Annotated in this window: 12 protein-coding genes and 2 tRNA genes; 8 read left to right on the top strand and 6 right to left on the bottom strand. The window is 69.1% G+C overall.

The window, feature by feature from the left end:
- Positions 1-79: 79 nt before the first annotated feature.
- Positions 80-1,273: a S1C family serine protease gene (locus ACFSVL_RS21425; RefSeq protein ID WP_378306775.1), complete on the top strand. Its 1,194-nt coding sequence runs from the start codon at positions 80-82 to the stop codon at positions 1,271-1,273.
- A gap of 105 nt (positions 1,274-1,378) precedes the next feature.
- Here the strand turns inward: ACFSVL_RS21425 and ACFSVL_RS21420 are convergent, their stop codons facing one another.
- Positions 1,379-1,765 carry a DUF3224 domain-containing protein gene (locus ACFSVL_RS21420; protein ID WP_378306773.1) on the bottom strand — a complete coding sequence of 129 codons (387 nt, stop codon included), beginning with the start codon at positions 1,763-1,765 and terminating at the stop codon, positions 1,379-1,381.
- Between the two features lie 76 nt (positions 1,766-1,841).
- Entirely contained in the window at positions 1,842-3,383 is a 1,542-nt protein-coding gene (locus ACFSVL_RS21415; protein WP_378306771.1) for a helicase HerA-like domain-containing protein, read from the bottom strand.
- Positions 3,384-3,501: 118 nt separating this feature from the next.
- Between ACFSVL_RS21415 and orn the strand changes: the two genes are divergently transcribed.
- The 3 genes from orn to ACFSVL_RS21400 all read left to right on the top strand — a co-directional run bounded on the left by orn (position 3,502) and on the right by ACFSVL_RS21400 (position 4,607).
- Entirely contained in the window at positions 3,502-4,110 is a 609-nt protein-coding gene (gene orn / locus ACFSVL_RS21410; protein WP_378306769.1) for an oligoribonuclease, read from the top strand.
- 75 nt (positions 4,111-4,185) lie between these two features.
- Positions 4,186-4,258: transfer RNA gene (locus ACFSVL_RS21405), tRNA-His, on the top strand.
- Positions 4,259-4,534: 276 nt separating this feature from the next.
- Positions 4,535-4,607 (top strand) — tRNA-Lys (locus tag ACFSVL_RS21400).
- Positions 4,608-5,408: 801 nt separating this feature from the next.
- On the opposite strand, the gene ACFSVL_RS21395 is transcribed toward ACFSVL_RS21400, so the two are convergent.
- Together ACFSVL_RS21395 and ACFSVL_RS21390 are read right to left on the bottom strand one after the other, a co-directional pair.
- On the bottom strand, positions 5,409-6,731 hold the full coding sequence (locus ACFSVL_RS21395) for a M20 family metallopeptidase (RefSeq protein ID WP_378306767.1): 1,323 nt from the start codon (positions 6,729-6,731) through the stop codon (positions 5,409-5,411).
- A 37-nt stretch (positions 6,732-6,768) separates the two neighbouring features.
- Entirely contained in the window at positions 6,769-7,530 is a 762-nt protein-coding gene (locus ACFSVL_RS21390; RefSeq protein ID WP_378306765.1) for a class I SAM-dependent methyltransferase, read from the bottom strand.
- Between the two features lie 166 nt (positions 7,531-7,696).
- Between ACFSVL_RS21390 and ACFSVL_RS21385 the strand changes: the two genes are divergently transcribed.
- From ACFSVL_RS21385 to ACFSVL_RS21370, 4 genes are all read left to right on the top strand, one after another.
- A complete protein-coding gene (locus ACFSVL_RS21385; RefSeq protein ID WP_378306763.1) occupies positions 7,697-8,623 on the top strand; it encodes a DNA-3-methyladenine glycosylase family protein in 927 nt (308 codons plus the stop codon).
- A 209-nt stretch (positions 8,624-8,832) separates the two neighbouring features.
- Positions 8,833-9,549: a M50 family metallopeptidase gene (locus tag ACFSVL_RS21380; protein ID WP_378306761.1), complete on the top strand. Its 717-nt coding sequence runs from the start codon at positions 8,833-8,835 to the stop codon at positions 9,547-9,549.
- A 495-nt stretch (positions 9,550-10,044) separates the two neighbouring features.
- Positions 10,045-11,277 carry an aldehyde dehydrogenase family protein gene (locus ACFSVL_RS21375; protein WP_378306759.1) on the top strand — a complete coding sequence of 411 codons (1,233 nt, stop codon included), beginning with the start codon at positions 10,045-10,047 and terminating at the stop codon, positions 11,275-11,277.
- Positions 11,278-11,309: 32 nt separating this feature from the next.
- The gene (locus tag ACFSVL_RS21370) at positions 11,310-12,416 is read left to right on the top strand and encodes a dihydrofolate reductase family protein (RefSeq protein ID WP_378307292.1); all 1,107 of its coding nucleotides are present in this window, start codon (positions 11,310-11,312) and stop codon (positions 12,414-12,416) included.
- A 57-nt stretch (positions 12,417-12,473) separates the two neighbouring features.
- Here ACFSVL_RS21370 and ACFSVL_RS21365 read toward each other — a convergent pair whose 3' ends face one another.
- Both ACFSVL_RS21365 and cobN read right to left on the bottom strand, forming a co-directional pair.
- Positions 12,474-13,694, bottom strand: a complete 1,221-nt coding sequence (locus tag ACFSVL_RS21365; RefSeq protein ID WP_378306757.1) for a chitinase — start codon at positions 13,692-13,694, stop codon at positions 12,474-12,476.
- Between the two features lie 1,024 nt (positions 13,695-14,718).
- The gene (cobN, locus tag ACFSVL_RS21360; RefSeq protein ID WP_378307290.1) at positions 14,719-18,324 is read right to left on the bottom strand and encodes a cobaltochelatase subunit CobN; all 3,606 of its coding nucleotides are present in this window, start codon (positions 18,322-18,324) and stop codon (positions 14,719-14,721) included.
- Positions 18,325-18,359: the final 35 nt, after the last annotated feature.

The following is an 18,359-nucleotide window of genomic DNA, read 5'->3' as shown; positions in this document are numbered from 1 at the left end:
AATTCTCAGCTGATTCTTCTCAGGAAAGCCTGAGGGGTTTCCACAGGCTGCTCATAAGCAAGAGCGCGAGTCTTGGTTCATGACCGAGAACGAGAGCCGGCCCGGCCCCGCTACCCACGGTGGGCACCAGCCGCACCAGAGCAGTGAGCAGTACGGCCAGTACTGGGCCGGGTCGAGTCCGTTCGCCGCTGGGCAGGTACGTCCAGCGGATGCCGAAACCGGGACGGCCGGGCAAGCCGGGATGCCGCTGGGCGGCGGGGTTCCGGATCGTGGCAGGACCCCGGATCCCGGCGCGGTCTCGGCTGGCGGCGGCGCCCCGGCAGGCGGACCGAACACTGCTCCTCTGCCAAACCAGCACACCGCGCACCACCAGCCCGGCACCCCGCGCTACGGACCGATGCCGCAGCCCGCGCAACCGCCCGCTGCTCTCGCTGGTCCGCGGAAGCGAACCGGACGGCTGACCGCCCTCGTGGGAGCCACCGCGCTCGCCGCGGCTCTCCTTGGTGGCGGTGCTGGTGCCGCGATCGTCGGGCTGACCGGCGGGTCCAGCGCGTCCTCGAGCACAGCGTCGTCCTCGGCTACCGGCCAGACCGTCAGCAACACCACGGCCTCCGGAGACGTCAGTACGGTCGCCGCGAAGGTGGTGCCCAGTGTCGTGCAGGTGAACGTCACGACCGGGCGGGGCACGGCGATCGGGTCGGGGGTCATCCTCACCGCCGACGGCCGGATCCTCACCAACGCGCACGTCGTGCAGGGCGCGCAGACGGTCACGATCACGACGTCGGACGGCAAAAAGTACCAGGCCAAGGTCGTCGGCTCGGACACCAAGAGCGACATCGCGGTGCTGCAGGCGCAGGGAGCGAGCGGGCTGACCGCCGCGACGCTCGGCGATTCGAGCAAGCTTTCCGTCGGGCAGCAGGTCATCGCGATCGGGTCGCCGGGCGGGCTGCAGAACACCGTCACCACCGGCATCGTGAGCGCGCTCAACCGGCCGCTTTCCGACGTCGGAGGCGGCGACGGCGGCCAGCAGGACTCGCCGTTCGGCAGGCAGACCTCGAACGTCACGTCCGGGCCCAGCTACACCGCGATCCAGACCGACGCCTCGATCAACCAGGGCAATTCGGGCGGCGCGCTCGTCGACGGCCAGGGCCAGGTGATCGGCATCAACTCCGCGCTCTACAGCCCGAACTCGTCCGCGGGCAGCGTCGGGATCGGTTTCGCCATCCCGATCAACGACGCCAAGAAGATCGTCGACCAGATCGTGAACGGCTGACCGGATCTTTGGAGGCGGACCGCGGTCGGGGCGGCCCGCCTCCAGGCCAGAGCGGAAACCTGGCCGCTCTCTCCGGGAATTCGGGGTCCGGAGAGAGCGGCTTCTTCACGCGTCCGGCAGCTCGTAGACCAGCGTAAACGTGTGTTTGCCCGCCTCGTCCACGGCAACGTCGGCCGTCCCGGAGATGCCCGCCAGACCGTCCGTGCCCGAGCCGGGAAGCAGGACCAGTGACAGCCCCTCGTCGCCCGCCGTGTGCCGGAGGACGAAGCTGCCCTTCCGTCCGTCGACAGAGCCGACGAACCGCTCGAAAGCGACGTACGCGCGCGACGTCTCGTTCGACGCCGTCAGCATCTCCACCCGGCTGGTCCCCTCGACCGCGCCGGTGAACGTCTTCTCGATCAGCACCTGCGCGAACGTCGTGCCACCGGTCTCGTCCTGCGCCTGCGGCTCCCACTTGTCCAGCTCGAACGCGGCGACGGCGGTCCTGGTCATGCTGTAGCTCCTGGATAGACGGAAACTCGATCCAGGACAGTCAACCGCTAATACCTGCCATCTTCAGTCAGGTATCTCAACGCCGCCGGTTGCCGAACAGCCCGCGCGAGAACTCCCGTCCGAGTGAACTCGCCGCCGAGCGCATGAACGACTTCACCGCCGGGTTGCTCAACGCCTGCGACAGCAACCCCGGCTCCTCCTTCTCGGCCTTGGGCGCGGCCGGAGCCTCCTGTTCCGCAGGCGGCGCAGCAGGCTCGGCGGCGGGCGCGGCCTTGGCCGCCAGCTTCTCGTAAGCCGACTCCCGGTCGATCGTCTCTCCGTACTTCGCGTTCAGCTCCGACGACGTGACCGCCGAGCGGATCGCGTCCGCCCCGATCGAGCCCATCTTCGACCGCGGCGCACGCAGCCGCGTCCACGCGACCGGAGTCGGCGCCCCGCGCTCGGACAGCACAGTCACGACCGCCTCGCCGATCCCCAGCGACGTCAACGCCGTCTCGAGGTCGTAGTGCGGCGACTTCGGATACGTCTTAACCGTGCGTGCCAACGCTTTCTGGTCGTCCGGCGTGAACGCGCGCAATGCGTGCTGCACCCGGGCGCCGAGCTGGGACAGCACGTTGTTCGGGATGTCCGTGGGCAGCTGCGTGCAGAAGAACACGCCAACGCCCTTCGACCGGATGAGCTTCACCGTCTGCTCGATCCGTTCCAGGAACGCCTTCGACGCGTCGGAGAACAACAGGTGCGCCTCGTCGAAGAAGAACACCAGCTTCGGCTGGTCGAGGTCGCCCTCCTCGGGCAGCTCCTCGAACAGCTCGGCCAGCAGCCACATCAGGAACGTGGAGAACAGGGCCGGCTTGGACTGCAGGTTGTCCAGCTCCAGCAGGGTGATGACGCCCTTGCCGTCCTGCTGGCGCATCAGGTCGTGGACGTCCAGCTCCGGCTCGCCGAAGAACTCCTCGCCGCCCTGAGCCTCCAGATTGGACAGAGCACGCAGGATGACGCCCGCCGTCGCCGCCGACACCCCGCCGATGCCCTTGAGGTCTTCCTTGCCCTCGTCGCTGGTCAGGTGGGTGATGACGGATCGCAGGTCCTTGGTGTCCAGCAAGGCGAGGCCGCGCTGGTCGGCCCAGTGGAAAATCAGGCCGAGCGTCGATTCCTGCGTCTCGTTCAGCCCGAGCACCTTCGACAGCAGGACCGGACCGAAGCTGGTGATCGTCGCGCGCACCGGAATCCCGGTACCGCTGGTGCCGAGCGACATGAACTGCACCGGCCCCGCCTCGGGAGCCCAGTCGTCACCGAGTTCCGCGGACCGTTTCGCGGTGCGGTCGCTCGCCTCGCCCGGCGCGGACAGCCCGGACAGGTCGCCTTTGACGTCGGCAAGCACCACCGGAACCCCAGCCGCGGACAACTGCTCGGAGATCAACTGGAGAGTCTTGGTCTTGCCGGTGCCGGTCGCGCCCGCGACCAGGCCATGCCGGTTCAATGTCGCCAACGGCAGCCGGACCGCGGCCGACGCTTCGGTCTTCCCGTCGATCACCACGGCGCCCAACTCGACCGCCGCCCCGTCGCTCACGTATCCCCGCGCGATCTCCGCCGCTGGTCCCGACGCTTGCTCGGCCACTGGCCGCACCCCGTTCCGAGTCCGAAATCACACCTCGCTGCACTGGCTGACCGAGCGTAACGCGCCGGAAGCGCAGGTGACGCCGCTGATATCCCCGTGTCGGGTTAGGGTGGTGCGGGTGAACGACCATCTTGTCTGGATCGACTGCGAGATGACGGGGCTCGACCTCGGCAAGGACGCGTTGATCGAAATAGCCGCGCTGGTGACCGACGCCGACCTGAATGTGCTGGGCGAGGGCGTCGACATCGTCATCCACGCCGACGACGCCAAGCTCGACGGCATGCCGCAGGTCGTCCACGACATGCACGCCAAGTCCGGCCTCACCGAAGAGGTCCGCGCCTCGACGACGACGCTGGCCGAAGCCGAGCAGCGCGTGCTGGAGTACATCCGCGAATGGGTCCCGGACCCGGCCAGCGCGCCGCTGGCCGGCAACTCGATCGCCACCGACCGCGGCTTCATCGCCCGCGACATGCCGGAACTCGACAACCACCTGCACTACCGGATGGTCGACGTGTCGTCGGTGAAGGAACTCGTGCGCCGCTGGTACCCGCGGATCTACTACGCCAAGCCGGAGAAAGGCCTGGCCCACCGCGCGCTCGCGGACATCCGGGAGTCCGTCGGCGAACTCGAGTACTACCGCGCGATCGCCTTCGTCCCCCAGCCCGGCCCCACGAGCGACGAGGCCAAAGCCGCCGCCGCCGAAGTGCTGGAACGCCACCGAGGGTGACCCCCTGAAAAGCGCTCGCGGGCACCCGCTAGGATTGCTTCCAGCAAGGCGATCGCGAGATCTTTTTGCCAGATGGTGGCTATAGCTCAGCTGGTAGAGCACCTGGTTGTGGTCCAGGAGGTCGCGGGTTCGAGCCCCGTTAGCCACCCTTGCACCCCGGCTTCACCGAGATCCTTTCGGCGGAGCCGGGGTTTTGTCATTTCCGGGGTTCGGATGCCGATGTCGCGCAGGTCACTGGGGCTTCATCCCCGTCCCGAACGCCTCGGCGGCCGGGGCGCTGACCGGGGTACACGGCGGGTTACCGTCGCTGACCTGGGGTGTTGCCCCGGCGCACCAGAAAGGGGACCCCCCTGGAACGGGGCCTGAACGCCCTGCTAATCTTTTCCACGTCGCCGAGGGAAACCACGGCGGCGGGAAGCACCAAGCGCCATTAGCTCAATTGGCAGAGCAGCTGGCTCTTAACCAGCGGGTTCGGGGTTCGAGTCCCTGATGGCGCACCCTCACTCCCCAGGTTATCGGAAACGATGGCCTGGGGTTTTGTGTTATGCGGACAGCTTTCTTCTCGCTCTCTCGGCAGACCGCGATCAACTCGTTGTGCTCCTCGATCGCGTTGTCCATCGCGTCCATCGCGTCCATCGCGTCCAACGGGTCATCGGTCACGTCCGCCCGAACCAGCCGTCGCATCTCGTCGATGTCTGGTAACCGGTCCCGCTTGGCGAACGCCAACGTGCTCACGTCACCGACGTCGTGCCGCGACTCGGTGTCATCCTCGCCCGCGATCGCCAGCAACCCGCGCACGTGCTCCAGTCGGCTCTCTGCCGCGGTGGCCGGGTCCGGGGGAAGCTCGACGCGGAAGCCCCACTGGCCGTGCTGGTCGTTCTTCAGCTTCGGACACGCACTGCCCAACGGTTTCCGGTTCTCGTCCTGGCAATCGCACGTCCGGTGCACCGCCCTTCGGTCACCGTGCACCGCGCCAATCGGCGCAACGTCATCTTGGGGAACCAGCGGATCCGACCGCCGGGGCCACCATGCTCGCGCCGCGACCACCGCTCGGGGAAGCCCGAGCTGCGGTCAGACCACCCGAACCGGCGAACCGCCCGCCCTCGAACTTTTGCGCCGTCGGCGGTTCCAGGCCGAGCACCCGCAACAACCCCACTGTCGGGACCCAATACTTGGTTCCCGCCCGCAGGACCGGGCACGGGAGCGCGTCCTCGCGTGCTACCGCCGTCGGCGCTTCCCAGCGATCCCGTCGACGCACCTCCTCTCCACCACGGCCATCCGCCGTCTCCCAGCACCTGTCAGTCGAAGAAACTCGGTACGTCCAGCGCCCCTCCCGATGCCTCGAACTCGTCGTGCACGGCGTTGCGCAGGCTCGCGTCGGCGAGATAGTCGGCGGCGGTCAGCGCCAGGCCCAGCGCACCGTCGACTACCGCCTGATCACCCGTCGGCGACCCAGCGGCCTCGGCGAATTCCTTGGTGTGCAACGCGACCGTCGGCCCAGACACCGCGATCATCGGGTGCAGCGCTGGCATCCGGAAAGACAGGTTCCCGAGGTCCGTGCTCCCGGTCAGGAACTCCGGTACGATGCCCGGCGGCAGCGGCTTCCGCCCGGTGCCGAGCTGATTGACCGACCACCGGCCGGCCAGTGTGGTGTTGAACCGGATCGGCAGGTACGCCGGCTGTTCGTCCCAGTGCAATTCCACGCCGCAGCCGGTCATTTCGGCTGCGCCGTGGGCGATCGAGGTCATCCGGCTGGCCAGGTCGCGCAGCGTCTCCGGGTTCGCCGACCGGAGATAGAACAGGAGAGCCGCCCGGGCGGGGATCACGTTCGGCCGTGCGCCGCCGTCGGTGAAGATGCCGTGCACGCGGTCGCTCGACGGCAGCTGTTGCCGCAGCGCGGATACTCCTTGATAAGCCGCTACCGCCGCGTCGAGTGCGTTGCGGCCCATGAACGGCTGCGCCGAAGCATGTGCGCCGACGCCGTGGAACACCATCTCCAGTTGCCGCCTGCCGAGGAACGGATGCAGCGCGATGTCATGACTGAACGGGTGCAGCATGATCACCGCGTCGACGTCGTCGAAAATCCCTGCCCGCGCGAGCGTTTCCTTGCCGCCACCGCCTTCCTCCGCGGGCGTGCCCACCAGCGACACGCGACCGCCGAGCCGTTCGGCCACCGCTGCCGCGCCGAGGAACCCGCCGGCGCCGGCGGTGCAGATGACGTTGTGCCCGCAGCCGTGGCCCAGCCCAGGCAACGCGTCGTACTCGGACAGGACCGCGATGTGCGGCCCGCCGTTGTCCGGCGTTCCGGTGCGCAACGCGGTATCCAGCCCGCCGAGACCCACGGTGACCTCGTGACCGTGGGCCCGCAGCAGTTCGGCGAGCGCGCCGACTGACCGGTGTTCGGCGAACCCTTCTTCCGGATGTGCGTGCAGGTCCTGGCTGAGCGCGACGAGTTCGTCGGCTCGGGCGCGGACTTCTTCTTCAACCGCGGCACGGGTTTCCGCGTCGGCACCGGCGTGGTCGGAGCCGAGCGGTTCGGCGGCGGCCACGGCTTCGGCGGTGGCTTCGATGAGGGAACGGAGGTGGCTGTCGTCGGGCGGGACGGGAGCGGCGTGGGTCATGCGGGGAATGCTATCGCCGAACCCCGACAAAAATGGATCACTGCACGTCAGAAAGCCGGCCAGAGACGAGTTGGGCGACCCCGAAGTACTTCTCGCGCACGTCGTCGAAGCCACGCGCGCGCAAGCTGGCCGCGATCTCCCCGCGGTCGAACATGCGCTGTCCGCTCGCGATTCCTCCTGCGGTGTCGGCGATCCTGGCCAGCTGACAGTCTCGTCGAGCGCTGGTGAGCAGGACGATCCGGCCGCCCGGGCGAAGAATCCGGGCGAACGAATCGAGCGCGCGTTCCGGCTCGGCGAACATGTGCAGCGCGGCGAAACAGCAAATAGCGTCCACAGTGGACGATCGAAGCGGCGGTTCGACCGCGTCGGCGCGAAGGTAAGTCAAGGCTGGCGAATCGGTTTCCTCGACCGCGCGGGCGAGCATGCTGCGCGCGCCGTCGAGGCCGATCGCGAGACCGTCCGGCCCCACGGCTTCCCCGAATGCGCGCGTGAACCGTCCGGTCCCGCACGCGACGTCGAGCACGACCTGGCCCGGCCGCAGCGCGAGACGTTCGGCGGCGAGTTCGACCTCTCCGGTCATGCTCGGGCCGCTGGGGCCTTTGAGAACGCGGCCGAGCACGGGCCGCCAGTAGCGTTCGTAGACCTGCGGCAGCAGGGTGGTGCGCATGAGCCGCTGAGTGAGCCCGGTGGGCGGGCCGGCCTGGGCGGCGTCGCCGAGCGTGTCGAGGAAGCCGTCGACCGTCGTGGCCGGCTCGCTGAGCAGGTCGGTGAGCCGCTGCTGGGTGCTGTGGTGGGGCACGGGGGTCCTCTCGGTGGGGATACCGGCAGTATGCGGCATGAGCCGTTAGCTCGTTCGAGTGAAGATCTGTCCGATCAAGCGTTCGAGGCCCGGCATTGTCGGTGTCTGTTCCTAACGTCGTCCGCACGGTCTCCGACCCGCGGAGACCAGCGAGGAGGACACTCTGATGACCGCACCGATCCTGCGTCCGATCGACCTGCCCACCGGTGAAATCGCCGTGCACGGGGCCTTCGACCTGAGCGCCGCGTCGCAGTGGCTCGCCGCGGCCGGGCCTGCCGGATCCTTCGCGATCGAGCCGGGTGTGCTGCGCTTGGCGTTCCCGGTGGAGGGGGCCTGGACCCATGCCGGAGCCGCGATCCGGCAGAGATCCCCTGGCACGGTCGAAGTCGGCGTGGCGGCGCCGGTGGAGATCGCCGCGCGGGTGGTCGCACAGGTGAGCCGGATGCTCTCGCTCGATGTCGACGAGTCCGGGTTCGACGAGATCGCGAGCCACGATTCGGTGGTCCGGCGATTGCAGGCCCGCCACAGCGGAGCGCGCCCGGTGTTGTCTCCGTCGCCGTATGAAGCAGCCTGCTGGGCGGTGCTCACCCAAGGGATGCGCATCCCACAGGCGATGCGGTTTCGCGAACAGCTCGCTGTGCGACACGGGCGTCAGATCGGCGAGAACGGGCCGGTTTCCTTTCCCTCGCCGCAGATCCTGGCCGAGGTGGGGGAAGAACCGTCGGTCGGACCGTTCCGGCTCGCGCGGCTCCGAGCTGTCGCCCGGGCGGCAATCGATGGCAGGCTGGCCACCGAAGAGCTGCTGGCGATGCCGATCTCCGACGCGATTGCGCGGCTGTGCACGATTCCGGGCATCGGAGCGTTCTCCGCCGAGCAGATCCTGCTGCACGGTGCGGGACATCCCGATCTCTTCCCCCGGCTGGACACCCAGCTGCACCAGAGTCTGTGCGCGGAGTACGCACTGCCGCCCGATACGCCACCGGACGAGCTTGAGCCGCTGGCTGAGGACTGGCGTCCGTACCGGTCGTGGGTCACGCATCTTTTCCGGCTCGATCGGCTGAGGAAGACGGCGGAAGGCGAGGTGGGGGACTGAGCGGTCGCTGACGCCGAGGATCGGCAGGAAGGAGACGTGATGGAGTGAGGCCGCGCCCCCATACCGAACTGCGGTCGACGGTTGTCGCCTGGGCACTCACAGCGGCCAAATAGGGCCTGTGGTGAGGTGTCCGCGTGATTACGCCTGTACTCGCCGTCTCGACTGTGCTCAGTGCTCGACTGGGCACCGGAGAAATCTCCGGTGTGGCCATGGCAGCGGGCACTGGGACAGTCGGTGCGGCGCTGGAACAGGCGAACACGCCGAGCGTCATCACGTTGGTCACCGGCGGGATCGCCTTGCTGGTGGTGCTTGCCGGCGGGACGCTGTGGCGGTTCGCCCGCAACGTCATCACGATCGTGCACGAGGCCGGTCACGCGCTGGCTGCGGTGACGGTCGGACGGCGGCTGCGGTCGATCCGGCTGCACTCGGACACCTCCGGGGTCACCGTGTCGCGCGGGAAGCCCGAGGGGCCGGGCATGGCGTTCACGGCGCTGGCCGGGTACATCGCGCCCTCGGTGCTGGGGCTGCTGTTCGCGACGCTGGTCGGGGCGGACCTGATCACCGCGGTGCTCGTGCTGGTCGCGTTGCTGCTGCTGGGTGTGCTGATCATGGTGCGCAACGCCTACGGCGTGTTCACAGTGGTGGCGAGCGCCGTTGTGCTCGGGCTGGTGGCTCTGGTCGCGCCGAAGGTGGTGCAGGCGCCGTTCGTCTATCTGCTGACCTGGTTTCTGCTGTTCGGCGGTGTCCGGCCGGTGGTGGAACTGCAGCTTAAGCGGCGACGTGGCCAGGCTCGGGACTCTGACGCCGATCAGCTGAGCCGGTTGACTGCCGTGCCGGCGGTGCTGTGGGTGCTGGTGTTCGGCGTGCTCACGGTGAGCTGCGTCATTGCTGGCGGGTTGTGGTTGCTGCAGCCATTGGCGTTGTGATGCGGCCGCTGCTTCTGGCGAGCGGCGAGGTGGAGCGGGCTGGTGGCTGGAGTGCGCGGCGTGACGGCGCGGTGCGGTCGGGGTTGCGGCGGAGCCGGCGATGGTTCGGTGGCGACGTCTGTGAGCGGTGGGTTGCTGCGGACGTAGTGGGCGCTCGGACTTTGCTGCTCGACCGCTCGACCGCTCGACCGCTCGACCGCCCGTCCGCTCGGGCTCGGCTGGTTGCTGCAGCCGGTGGCGTCGTGACTTGCTTGCTGGCTTGGACGGTGGCTGACGGGCTGGCTGGTGGCGGCTGGCCGGTCGCAGCCGGGCGTGCTGGGTCGTGAGCGGGCGGTGTTGTCGGCCAGGTGAGCGTCGTGTTACGGCCAGTTGGGCGACGGCGTTGTCGACCAGGTGGGCGGCACCGAGCATGTCCCGAGGGCTGAGCCCGTCGTCTTCCCATGTGGGCGGTACGGCAGACTGGACGTCTGCTGAGCCGCCGGAGGGAGACAGGCGATGGACGAGGTCGCGAAGGCCGTCGAGGAGTGTGCGCGGGCGGCGAAGGCGGCTGCGCCGTCGTTGGCCGCCGCCGGGGACGACGCGGTGGACGCGGCGCTTGTCGGGATGGCGGAGCGGCTCGTCGCGCACCGGGACGAGGTGCTGGAGGCGAACCGGGCCGACGTTGCCAAGGCGACGGCCGACGGGATGAGCGCGGGTCTGCTCGATCGGCTCACCATCACGCCCGAGCGGCTCGACGGGATGGCCGCGCAGTTGCGGCTGCTGGCCGGCGCGCCGCACCAGGAGCGGTCCGTTCCCGTGTCCACGTTGGACGGTGGGCTGCGGCTGGTCGAGCGGCGGCGTCCGGTGGGTGTCATCGGCGCGAACTACGAGGCGCGGCCGAACGTGACGGTCGACGTGGCGTCGCAGCTGGTGAAGTCGCGCAACGGTGGCGTGCTGCGGACTGGGTCGGCGGCGCTGGGGTCCGCGCAGCGGCTGCGGGACGTCGTGATCGCGCCCGCGCTCGAGGCGGCTGGGATCAACCCGGACGTCGTGCAGCTGGTGCCGCGGGTTGAGCGGGAAGCGGCGTCGGCGCTGGTTCGGTTGCCTGGGCTGGTGCCGCTCGTCATCCTGCGCGGCAGCGGGGACAGCACACGTGAGCTGGCGACCGAGGCCGCGGTGCACGGGGTGCGCACGTTGGCGCACGCTGACGGTGGCGGAGTGCTGTACGTCGACGCCGCGGCCGATGCGGGCAAGGTTCGCGACCTCGTGTTCGCGAGCCTGGACCGGCTCGGCGTCTGCAACCGGCTGAACCTGCTGCTGATCCACGAGGACGTCCACGACACCGTATGGCCGCAGATCGAGTCGGCGCTGGCCGAGCGTGGTGTCACGCCGTCGCTCGCGCCGCACGAGCATCCGATCGGCTACGAGTGGGCGCTGGACTCCGAGCGGGAGGCGACGGTCACCGTGGAGAAGGTCGGCGGGCTCGTCGACGCGGTCGAGATCGCGAACGAGCGCACGTCCGGCCTGGCCGCGGGGATCGCGACCGAGAACCCGGCGGCCGCGGACCAGTTCTTCGACGGCTACACCGGCACCGGCGTGTTCTGGAACGCGCCGACCCGGCTGCTGGACGGCTTCAAGCTGCTCGCGGTGCCCGAAACCGGCATCAACCTCGACCGGGTGCCGGGTCCGCGCGGGCCGGTGACGTACACCGACCTGTACGTCCGCCAGTACGCCGTGGTGCCTGCCTGACCTGGCCGGAGCACGATGAGCGGATGGGCACGATGACCGGGCGGCCGCACGTCCTGCTGTCCGCGGCGCAATCGCTGGACGGCTACCTCGACGACGCTGGCAGCACCCGGTTGCTCCTGTCCAACGAGGCTGACTTCGCCGAGGTCGACCGGCTTCGTGCCGAGGCTGACGCGATCCTCGTCGGCGCGGGCACGGTCCGGGCCGACAATCCGCGGCTTCTCGTGCGTTCGGCGGAGTTGCGCCGGGAGCGGGTCGCGGCGGGGCGGCCCGAGCAGCCGGTCAAAGTGACGGTGACTAGCAGCGGCAAGCTGGATCCGGCGTCGCGGTTCTTCACTGTCGGCGATGTCGCGAAGCTTGTTTACGCTCCGTCGGGCAGCGCGGACAGTCTCGGTGCGGTAGCGACTGTGGTGGACGTCGGCAGCCCGCCGCGGCTTGAGCGCGTGCTGGATGACCTTGGCGCGCGCGGGATTCGGACGTTGCTGGTCGAGGGCGGCGGGGCGGTGCACACGCAGTTCCTCGACGCCGGGCTTGCCGACGAACTGCGGCTCGCGATCGCGCCGATCATGGTCGGTGACCCGCGGGCGCCGCGGTTTCTCGGGCCGGGCGCGTTCCCACGGCCGTTGGAGCTGACGGAGGTGCGGCGGCTCGGGGAGGTCGCGGTGTTGCGTTATCGCGCCGCTGCTGAACCGTCGTCGCTTGACGTGCTGCGGTTGCGGCAGGCGATCGAGTTGGCCGACGAGTGTCCGCCGAGTTCGACGTTTCGGGTCGGTGCGGTCGTCGGGCTGCCGGACGGAACGGTGCTCGCCACCGGGCATTCGGGCGAGGGCGATCCGCGTAACCACGCGGAAGAAGCGGCGCTGGCGAAGCTCGATCCGCACGACCCGCGGCTCGCCGACGCGACCATGTACAGCTCGCTCGAACCGTGCAGTGATCGCGCGTCCCATCCCAAGAGTTGCACGCAGCTGATCCTCGAAACGGCCATTCCGCGCGTGGTGATGGCCTGGCGGGAGCCGTCGTTGTTCGTCGAGGCTGAGGGGGTCGAGCGGCTGGTCGCGGCCGGGCGGCGGGTGATCGAGGTGCCGGCGCTGGCTTCGGAAGTCCGCCGGGCGAATACGCATCTTCCCGGCGTTCGTCCTTGACCTAACGAATCGGGCGCTGCGGCGCGGAATTCGCGGCGCAGCGCCCGATTACGAAAATCAGCATCCTCCGTTGTCGGTCCAGACTCCCCACTGGCCGGTCGTGCCGGGTTCTTCGCCCTGGGTCCACCATTTCGCGGTCCATTTGTGGCCGTTGTGCGAAACCACGTTGCCACCGGTGTAAACCTGCGTTTTCTGCCAATCCGGTGCCGAGCAGGTGCCTGGGGGATTGCTGGTCGGACTGGTCGGGCTCGTCGGCGGAGTGGTCTGCGGCGGGGTGGCTCCGGCGAAGCGGGTGGTGAACTTCGTGAAGTCCCAGTCGTTTTGCTGGACGTTCGAGCACACGCTGTTGTCAGTCGTCGTCGTGCACTGGCGGTCGCGGTTCACCGCCCAGAAGGTGAACCGGCCGAGGTGGTGGCTCGTCGCGTAGTCGTACACGGTCTGGAAATCGGAAACGTTGAAGTATTCCGACGTGTCGGATTTCCCGTTCATTCCCGAGAAACCCTCGTGCGAATACGCGGTCTCGCTGTCCCAGCCGAGGTGACTTTGCAACAGGCCGTGGAACGCCTCCAGCGCCGACACCTGCGACGCGCCGCCGCCGTTGAAGCCGCCGTCGAATGGCATGATCGAGAAGTTGTTGGGAGAGAAGCCGATCGACTTCGCCTTGTCCAGCAACTGGGTGCCGAACCAGCCGGTGCCCGCCGCGGTTCCCGGCATGGTCACCGACACGAACAGGCCGGGATTGTCCGCCTGCAGTTTCTTCGCGGCGCCGAGTTCGTTCGCGATCGCGGCGGTGTCCTCGTATTCGGGTTCTTCGAGGTCGAAGTCGATGGCCTTCAGGTTGTATTTCGTCACGACCTGCTGGTAGGCCGCCGCGGTCGCGTCGACAGTGCCGCAGGTCTGGCCCAGTTTCGTGCCGCCGTAACCGCCGACCGAAACCGACACGTCGCCGCCGTTGCCGCGGATGCGGTTGATCGCGTCGCCGACCGTCGTGTCCGAGGAGACCGGCGAGGTGCCGTCCCAGGTGGGACTGCATCCGCCGCCCTTGGGGGCGAGGATGAAGGCCAGCTGGAACGCCTTCTGCCCGGTCGCGTTCATGACGGTCACGGGGTCGGGCGGGTTGTTGCTCTGCGGCATGAGGTACGGCGCGGCGGCGTACCAGTTGTTGTCGAGGCCGGTCGACGCTCCGGCTTGCGCGTGGGCGGTCGCGGCCACGACGGCGGCCGCTCCGGCCACAGTGGCGGCGGCGACGAGGGTGGCGGCCAGTCTGCTTCGCTGCATCTGTCCTCCGGCGGGCGTGCGGATTGATGCGGTAAGCATTGGACTAGACCATTATGAAGTCAAGGTGCGAGCGGCTGCTCTCGTCCGGTGCGGGGTTGGTTCGGGAGGTATGCCGGAATTCGGTTCGGCGGGTTCACCCTTGCGGCGCAACGGTTCCGGGCAAAGGGACGCGGACCGCGAGGGCGAGTGGTCCGCTGGGGAGGGGGAGACGGTGACGGTGCGGTTGGGGTGGGCGGGGGCCCGCAGGCGGAGCGGGGCGGGGGCCGTGGTGACCGGGCGGCGGGGGCGACGGCTTGGTCGGCGGGTGGCGCGGGTGGTGGCGTGGGGCGGGGCGCGGTGATGGCTGGTTGGTGGGGGAAGGGGAGACGGCTTGGTCGGTGGTGCCATGGTCGGTGGCGTGCGTCGGGCGCGGGTGCGGTGGTGGCTGGTTGGAGTGAGGGAAGGGGCGATGGTTCGGTTGGTGGTGGCGCGGGTGGTGGCGCGGCGGCTGGCAGGGAGGGAGCGTCGGCTGGTGAGTGGTGCGGCTGGGCGGGAGTCGTGGTGGCTGGTTGGCGGGGAAGGGGTGACGGTCGGGCGAGTGGTGGCGCGCGGCGAGCCTGAGGGCAAGGCTGCGGTGGGAAGGGGCGACGGCTAAGGGCCGGATGTGGCGGAACTCGAGTGGCCGGAACATCGTCTCCATCGCGACGCGTTTGGCCGGGTAGCCGGGAGGGGCCTGAGTGACGGCGCTGTGGTGGCTGGCCAGGAAAGGAGCAACGGGTGGCTGGGAGAGTGGCGTGGTCCAGCGGGATCGGGTGGCGATGGCCGGTCGGCCAAGGGGACGCGACGCCCGGGCGGGCGGAGGCGGGTGCTGCCCGGGGCTGGCGGATTCGTCGGCAGAGCACCCGGCGAGAGGGGCAAAAGCCGGGCTGCTCGACTCATTTGGTGGTGAGGTTCGGAGCAGTGCTCGGCCTCTGCGCGGCTAGCCCAGCACGACGGGAGCCTCGGCCGTCAGAAACCGGCCAAGCCAGCCAAGGCACAAGCCCGATCAGTCGTTCTCCAGGTCGCCTTCCAAGGTCAGATACACCTCACGCATCTGGGCCAGCAGGTCCGGATCCGGTTCTTCCCACAGTCCGCGATCCGCGGCTTCCGTCAGGCGCTCGATGATTCCGCGCAACGCCCACGGATTGGCATCCCGCAGGAACTGCTGGTTTTCCTCGTCAAGAACATACGACTGCGACAACTTCTCGTACATCCAGTCGCCCACGACGCCCGCGGTTGCGTCGAAGCCGAAGAGGTAGTCGACGGTTGCCGCCAGTTCGAAGGCTCCCTTGTAGCCGTGGCGGCGCATTGCGGACAGCCACCGGGGGTTTACTACCCGCGCGCGGAATACGCGGGCCGTTTCCTCGCCCAGGGTTCGGGTGCGGACGGCGTCGGGAGTCGTGGAGTCGCCGACGTACGAAGCGGGGGCCGAGCCGGTCAGGGCGCGGACGGTGGCGATCATTCCGCCGTGGTATTGGAAATAGTCGTCCGAGTCGGCGATGTCGTGTTCGCGGGTGTCGGTGTTCTTCGCGGCTACGACGATGCGTTTGTACGACGTTTCCATGTCGGATCGCGCGGGGCGGCCGTCCAGGTCTCGGCCGTAGGCGTAGCCGCCCCAGACTGCGTATACCTCGGCTAAATCCTTGTCGTCTCGCCAGTTTCCGGAGTCCATCAGGGGGAGCAGGCCGGCTCCGTAGGCGCCTGGTTTCGAGCCGAAGATGCGGGTGGTGGCTCGGCGGTTGTCGCCGTGCTCGGCCAAATCCGCCGCTACGTGGGCGCGGACGAAATTGGAGGATTCCGGTTCGTCCAGGGACGCGGCTAGGCGGACGGCGTCGTCCAGCAGGGTGATGACGTGCGGGAAGGCGTCTCGGAAGAAGCCGCTGATGCGGACGGTCACGTCGATCCGCGGGCGGCCCAGTTCGGACAGCGGGATGGGTTCGATGCCGGTCACGCGGCGGGAAGCCTCGTCCCACACTGGCTGGATGCCCAGCAGGGCAAGGACTTCCGCGGCGTCGTCGCCGGAGGTGCGCATGGCCGACGTGCCCCAGACCGAGAGGCCGACCGAACGCGGCCAGTCGCCGGTGTCTTCGCGGTAGCGGCGGAGCAGGGAGTCTGCCAGGGCCTGGCCGGTTTCCCAGGCCAGGCGGCTGGGGATGGCCTTCGGGTCGACCGTGTAGAAGTTCCGGCCGGTGGGGAGGACGTTGACCAGGCCGCGCAACGGGGAGCCGCTGGGGCCGGCGGGGATGTAGCCGCCGTCCAGGGCGTGGAGTACGGCGTCTATTTCCGCCGAGGTGCCGGCTAGGCGGGGGACGATTTCGGTGGCGGCGAAGGTCAGGACTCGGGCGACTTCGGCATCGAAGGTACCCAGGACTTCGCTCACCACTGAGGAAACCGAAGCGGGGGACCACGAGTGGGTCTCCATCTGAGAAACCAGCGTGTGCGCGGTGGTTTCGATGGCGTCCACTTCGGACAGTGGGGCGTCCGAGTTCTCCTTCAGGCCCAGTGCGGAGCGCAGGCCGGGGACCGCGCCTTGCTTGCCGCCCCACATTTGCTGGGCGCGGAGCATCGCGAGGACCAGGTTGACGCGCGCCTCGCCGACCGGGGCTTCGCCGAGGATGTGCAGGCCGTCCCGGATCTGGGCGTCCTTGACCTCGCACAGCCAGCCGTCGATGTGCAGCAGGAAGTCGTCGAACTCGGCGTCGTGCGGGCGTTCGTCCACGCCTAGGTCGTGGTCGAGTTTGGCGGCCTGGATGAGGGTCCAGATCTGGGCGCGGATGGCCGGGAGTTTCGCCGGGTCCATGGCGGCGATGTTGGCGTGTTCGTCCAGGAGCTGCTCTAGGCGGGCCAGGTCGCCGTAGGACTCGGCGCGGGCCATGGGCGGGACGAGGTGGTCCACGATCGTTGCGTGTGCGCGGCGTTTCGCTTGGGCGCCTTCGCCGGGGTCGTTGATCAGGAACGGGTACACCAGCGGCAGGTTGCCGAGTACGGCGTCGGGGGCGCAGGCGGCGGAGAGGCCCGCGGTTTTGCCTGGCAGCCATTCCAGCGAGCCGTGTTTTCCGAGGTGCACGACGGCGTGTGCGCCGAATTCCTCTTCCAGCCAGCGGTAGGCGGCGAGGTAGTGGTGGCTCGGCGGGAGGTCCGGGTTGTGGTAGATCGCGACCGGGTTTTCGCCGAAACCGCGTGGTGGCTGGATCATCAGGATGACGTTGCCGGACTGCAGCGACGCCAGGACGATGTCGCCCTCGGGGTTTGCCGAGGTGTCGACATACAGCGAACCCGGCGCGGGGCCCCAGTGTTCTTCCATCGCTTCCTGCAACTCGGCAGGCAGCTGGGAGAACCAGGAGCGGTAGCGGGCGGCGGGGACGCGGATCGGGTTGCCGGAGAGTTGTTCTTCGGTGAGCCATTCGGGGTCCTGGCCGCCCGCGGCGATCAGGGCGTGGATCAGCGCGTCGCCGTCCGGCTGGTCGGTGCCGGTCGGGTTGACGCCGGGGAAAGCATCCGCGCCGAGGTCGTAGCCGCGCTCGCGCATCAGGCGGAGTAGCTTGATCGCGGAAGCGGGGGTGTCCAGGCCGACGGCGTTGCCTACGCGGGAGTGTTTCGTGGGGTAGGCGGACAGCATCAGGGCGATCTTGCGAGACGCAGGTGGGGTGTGGCGGAGCCGCGCGTGCGCGAGTGCGATGCGGGCGACGCGGGAGGCTCGTTCGGTGTCGGCGATGTAGCGGGGGAGGCCGTCGTCGTCGAATTCCTTGAAGGAGAACGGGACGGTGATGATGCGGCCGTCGAATTCCGGTACCGCCATCTGGTTGCCGGCGTCGAGCGGGGAGAGGCCGTCGTCGCTGGCGGACCAGGTTTCGCGGTCGCTGGTCAGGCACAACGCCTGCAGGACCGGAACGTCCAGCGCGGCCATTTCCGCGACGTCCCAGGATTCGTCGTCCCCGCCGGCACCGGCTTCCGACGGACGGGTGCCGCCGGCCGCCAGCACGGTGACCAGCAGCGCGTCGACCTTGCCCAGTTCGGCCATCATCTCCGGCGCGCGCGTGCGCAGCGACGCCGTGTGGATCGGCAGCGCGCGCCCGCCCGCGGACTCGACCGCGTCCGCCAGGGCGTGCACGAAACCGGTGTTTCCGGACAGGTGGTGCGCGCGGTAGTAGAGGATCCCGATGACCGGTCCATCGCCCTCGGGAGCGGGCCGCGAAAGCACGCCCCACGACGGCAGTTCGGCGGGCGGTTCGAAGCCTTCGCCGGTGAGCAGCAGGGTGTCGGACAGGAACCGGTGCAGCTGCGTGAGGTTCTCCGGACCGCCCTGCGCGAGGTACAGATGCGCCTGCGCGGCGATCCCGGCCGGGGTGGTGGAGAGCTTCATCAGCTCCGCGTCCGGGGTCTGCTCGCCGCCGAGCACGACCACGTGCGCCCCGGACGCGCGCAGCGTGTCCAAGCCTTCCTGCCAGGTCCGCGGCGTGCCGAGGATCCGGACGACGACGATCGACACGCCTTCCAGCAGCGCGGGGAGATCCCCGAGCGGAAGCCGGGACGGGTTGCCGAGCCGGTAGTCCGCGCCGCTGGCCCGGGCGCTGAGCAGGTCGGTGTCCGAAGTGGACAGCAGCAGGATCACGGCGTTCCTCACTCGGGGTGTCCGCGCCCCGGGTC

It is taken from the genome of Amycolatopsis silviterrae, assembly GCF_042684085.1.
Taxonomy (GTDB): Bacteria; Actinomycetota; Actinomycetes; order Mycobacteriales; family Pseudonocardiaceae; genus Amycolatopsis; species Amycolatopsis silviterrae.
The sequence above is the reverse complement of the archived record's forward strand: the minus strand, read 5'-3'. Positions and strand labels throughout refer to the sequence as shown.

Coding starts and splice junctions, on each gene's coding strand:
- ACFSVL_RS21425 (WP_378306775.1), top strand. CDS start 80: ATGACCGAGAACGAGAGCCGGCCCGGCCCCGCTACCCACGGTGGGCAC.
- ACFSVL_RS21420 (WP_378306773.1), bottom strand. CDS start 1,765: ATGACCAGGACCGCCGTCGCCGCGTTCGAGCTGGACAAGTGGGAGCCG.
- ACFSVL_RS21395 (WP_378306767.1), bottom strand. CDS start 6,731: ATGACCCACGCCGCTCCCGTCCCGCCCGACGACAGCCACCTCCGTTCC.
- ACFSVL_RS21385 (WP_378306763.1), top strand. CDS start 7,697: ATGACCGCACCGATCCTGCGTCCGATCGACCTGCCCACCGGTGAAATC.
- ACFSVL_RS21380 (WP_378306761.1), top strand. CDS start 8,833: ATGGCAGCGGGCACTGGGACAGTCGGTGCGGCGCTGGAACAGGCGAAC.
- ACFSVL_RS21375 (WP_378306759.1), top strand. CDS start 10,045: ATGGACGAGGTCGCGAAGGCCGTCGAGGAGTGTGCGCGGGCGGCGAAG.
- ACFSVL_RS21370 (WP_378307292.1), top strand. CDS start 11,310: ATGACCGGGCGGCCGCACGTCCTGCTGTCCGCGGCGCAATCGCTGGAC.
- ACFSVL_RS21365 (WP_378306757.1), bottom strand. CDS start 13,694: ATGCAGCGAAGCAGACTGGCCGCCACCCTCGTCGCCGCCGCCACTGTG.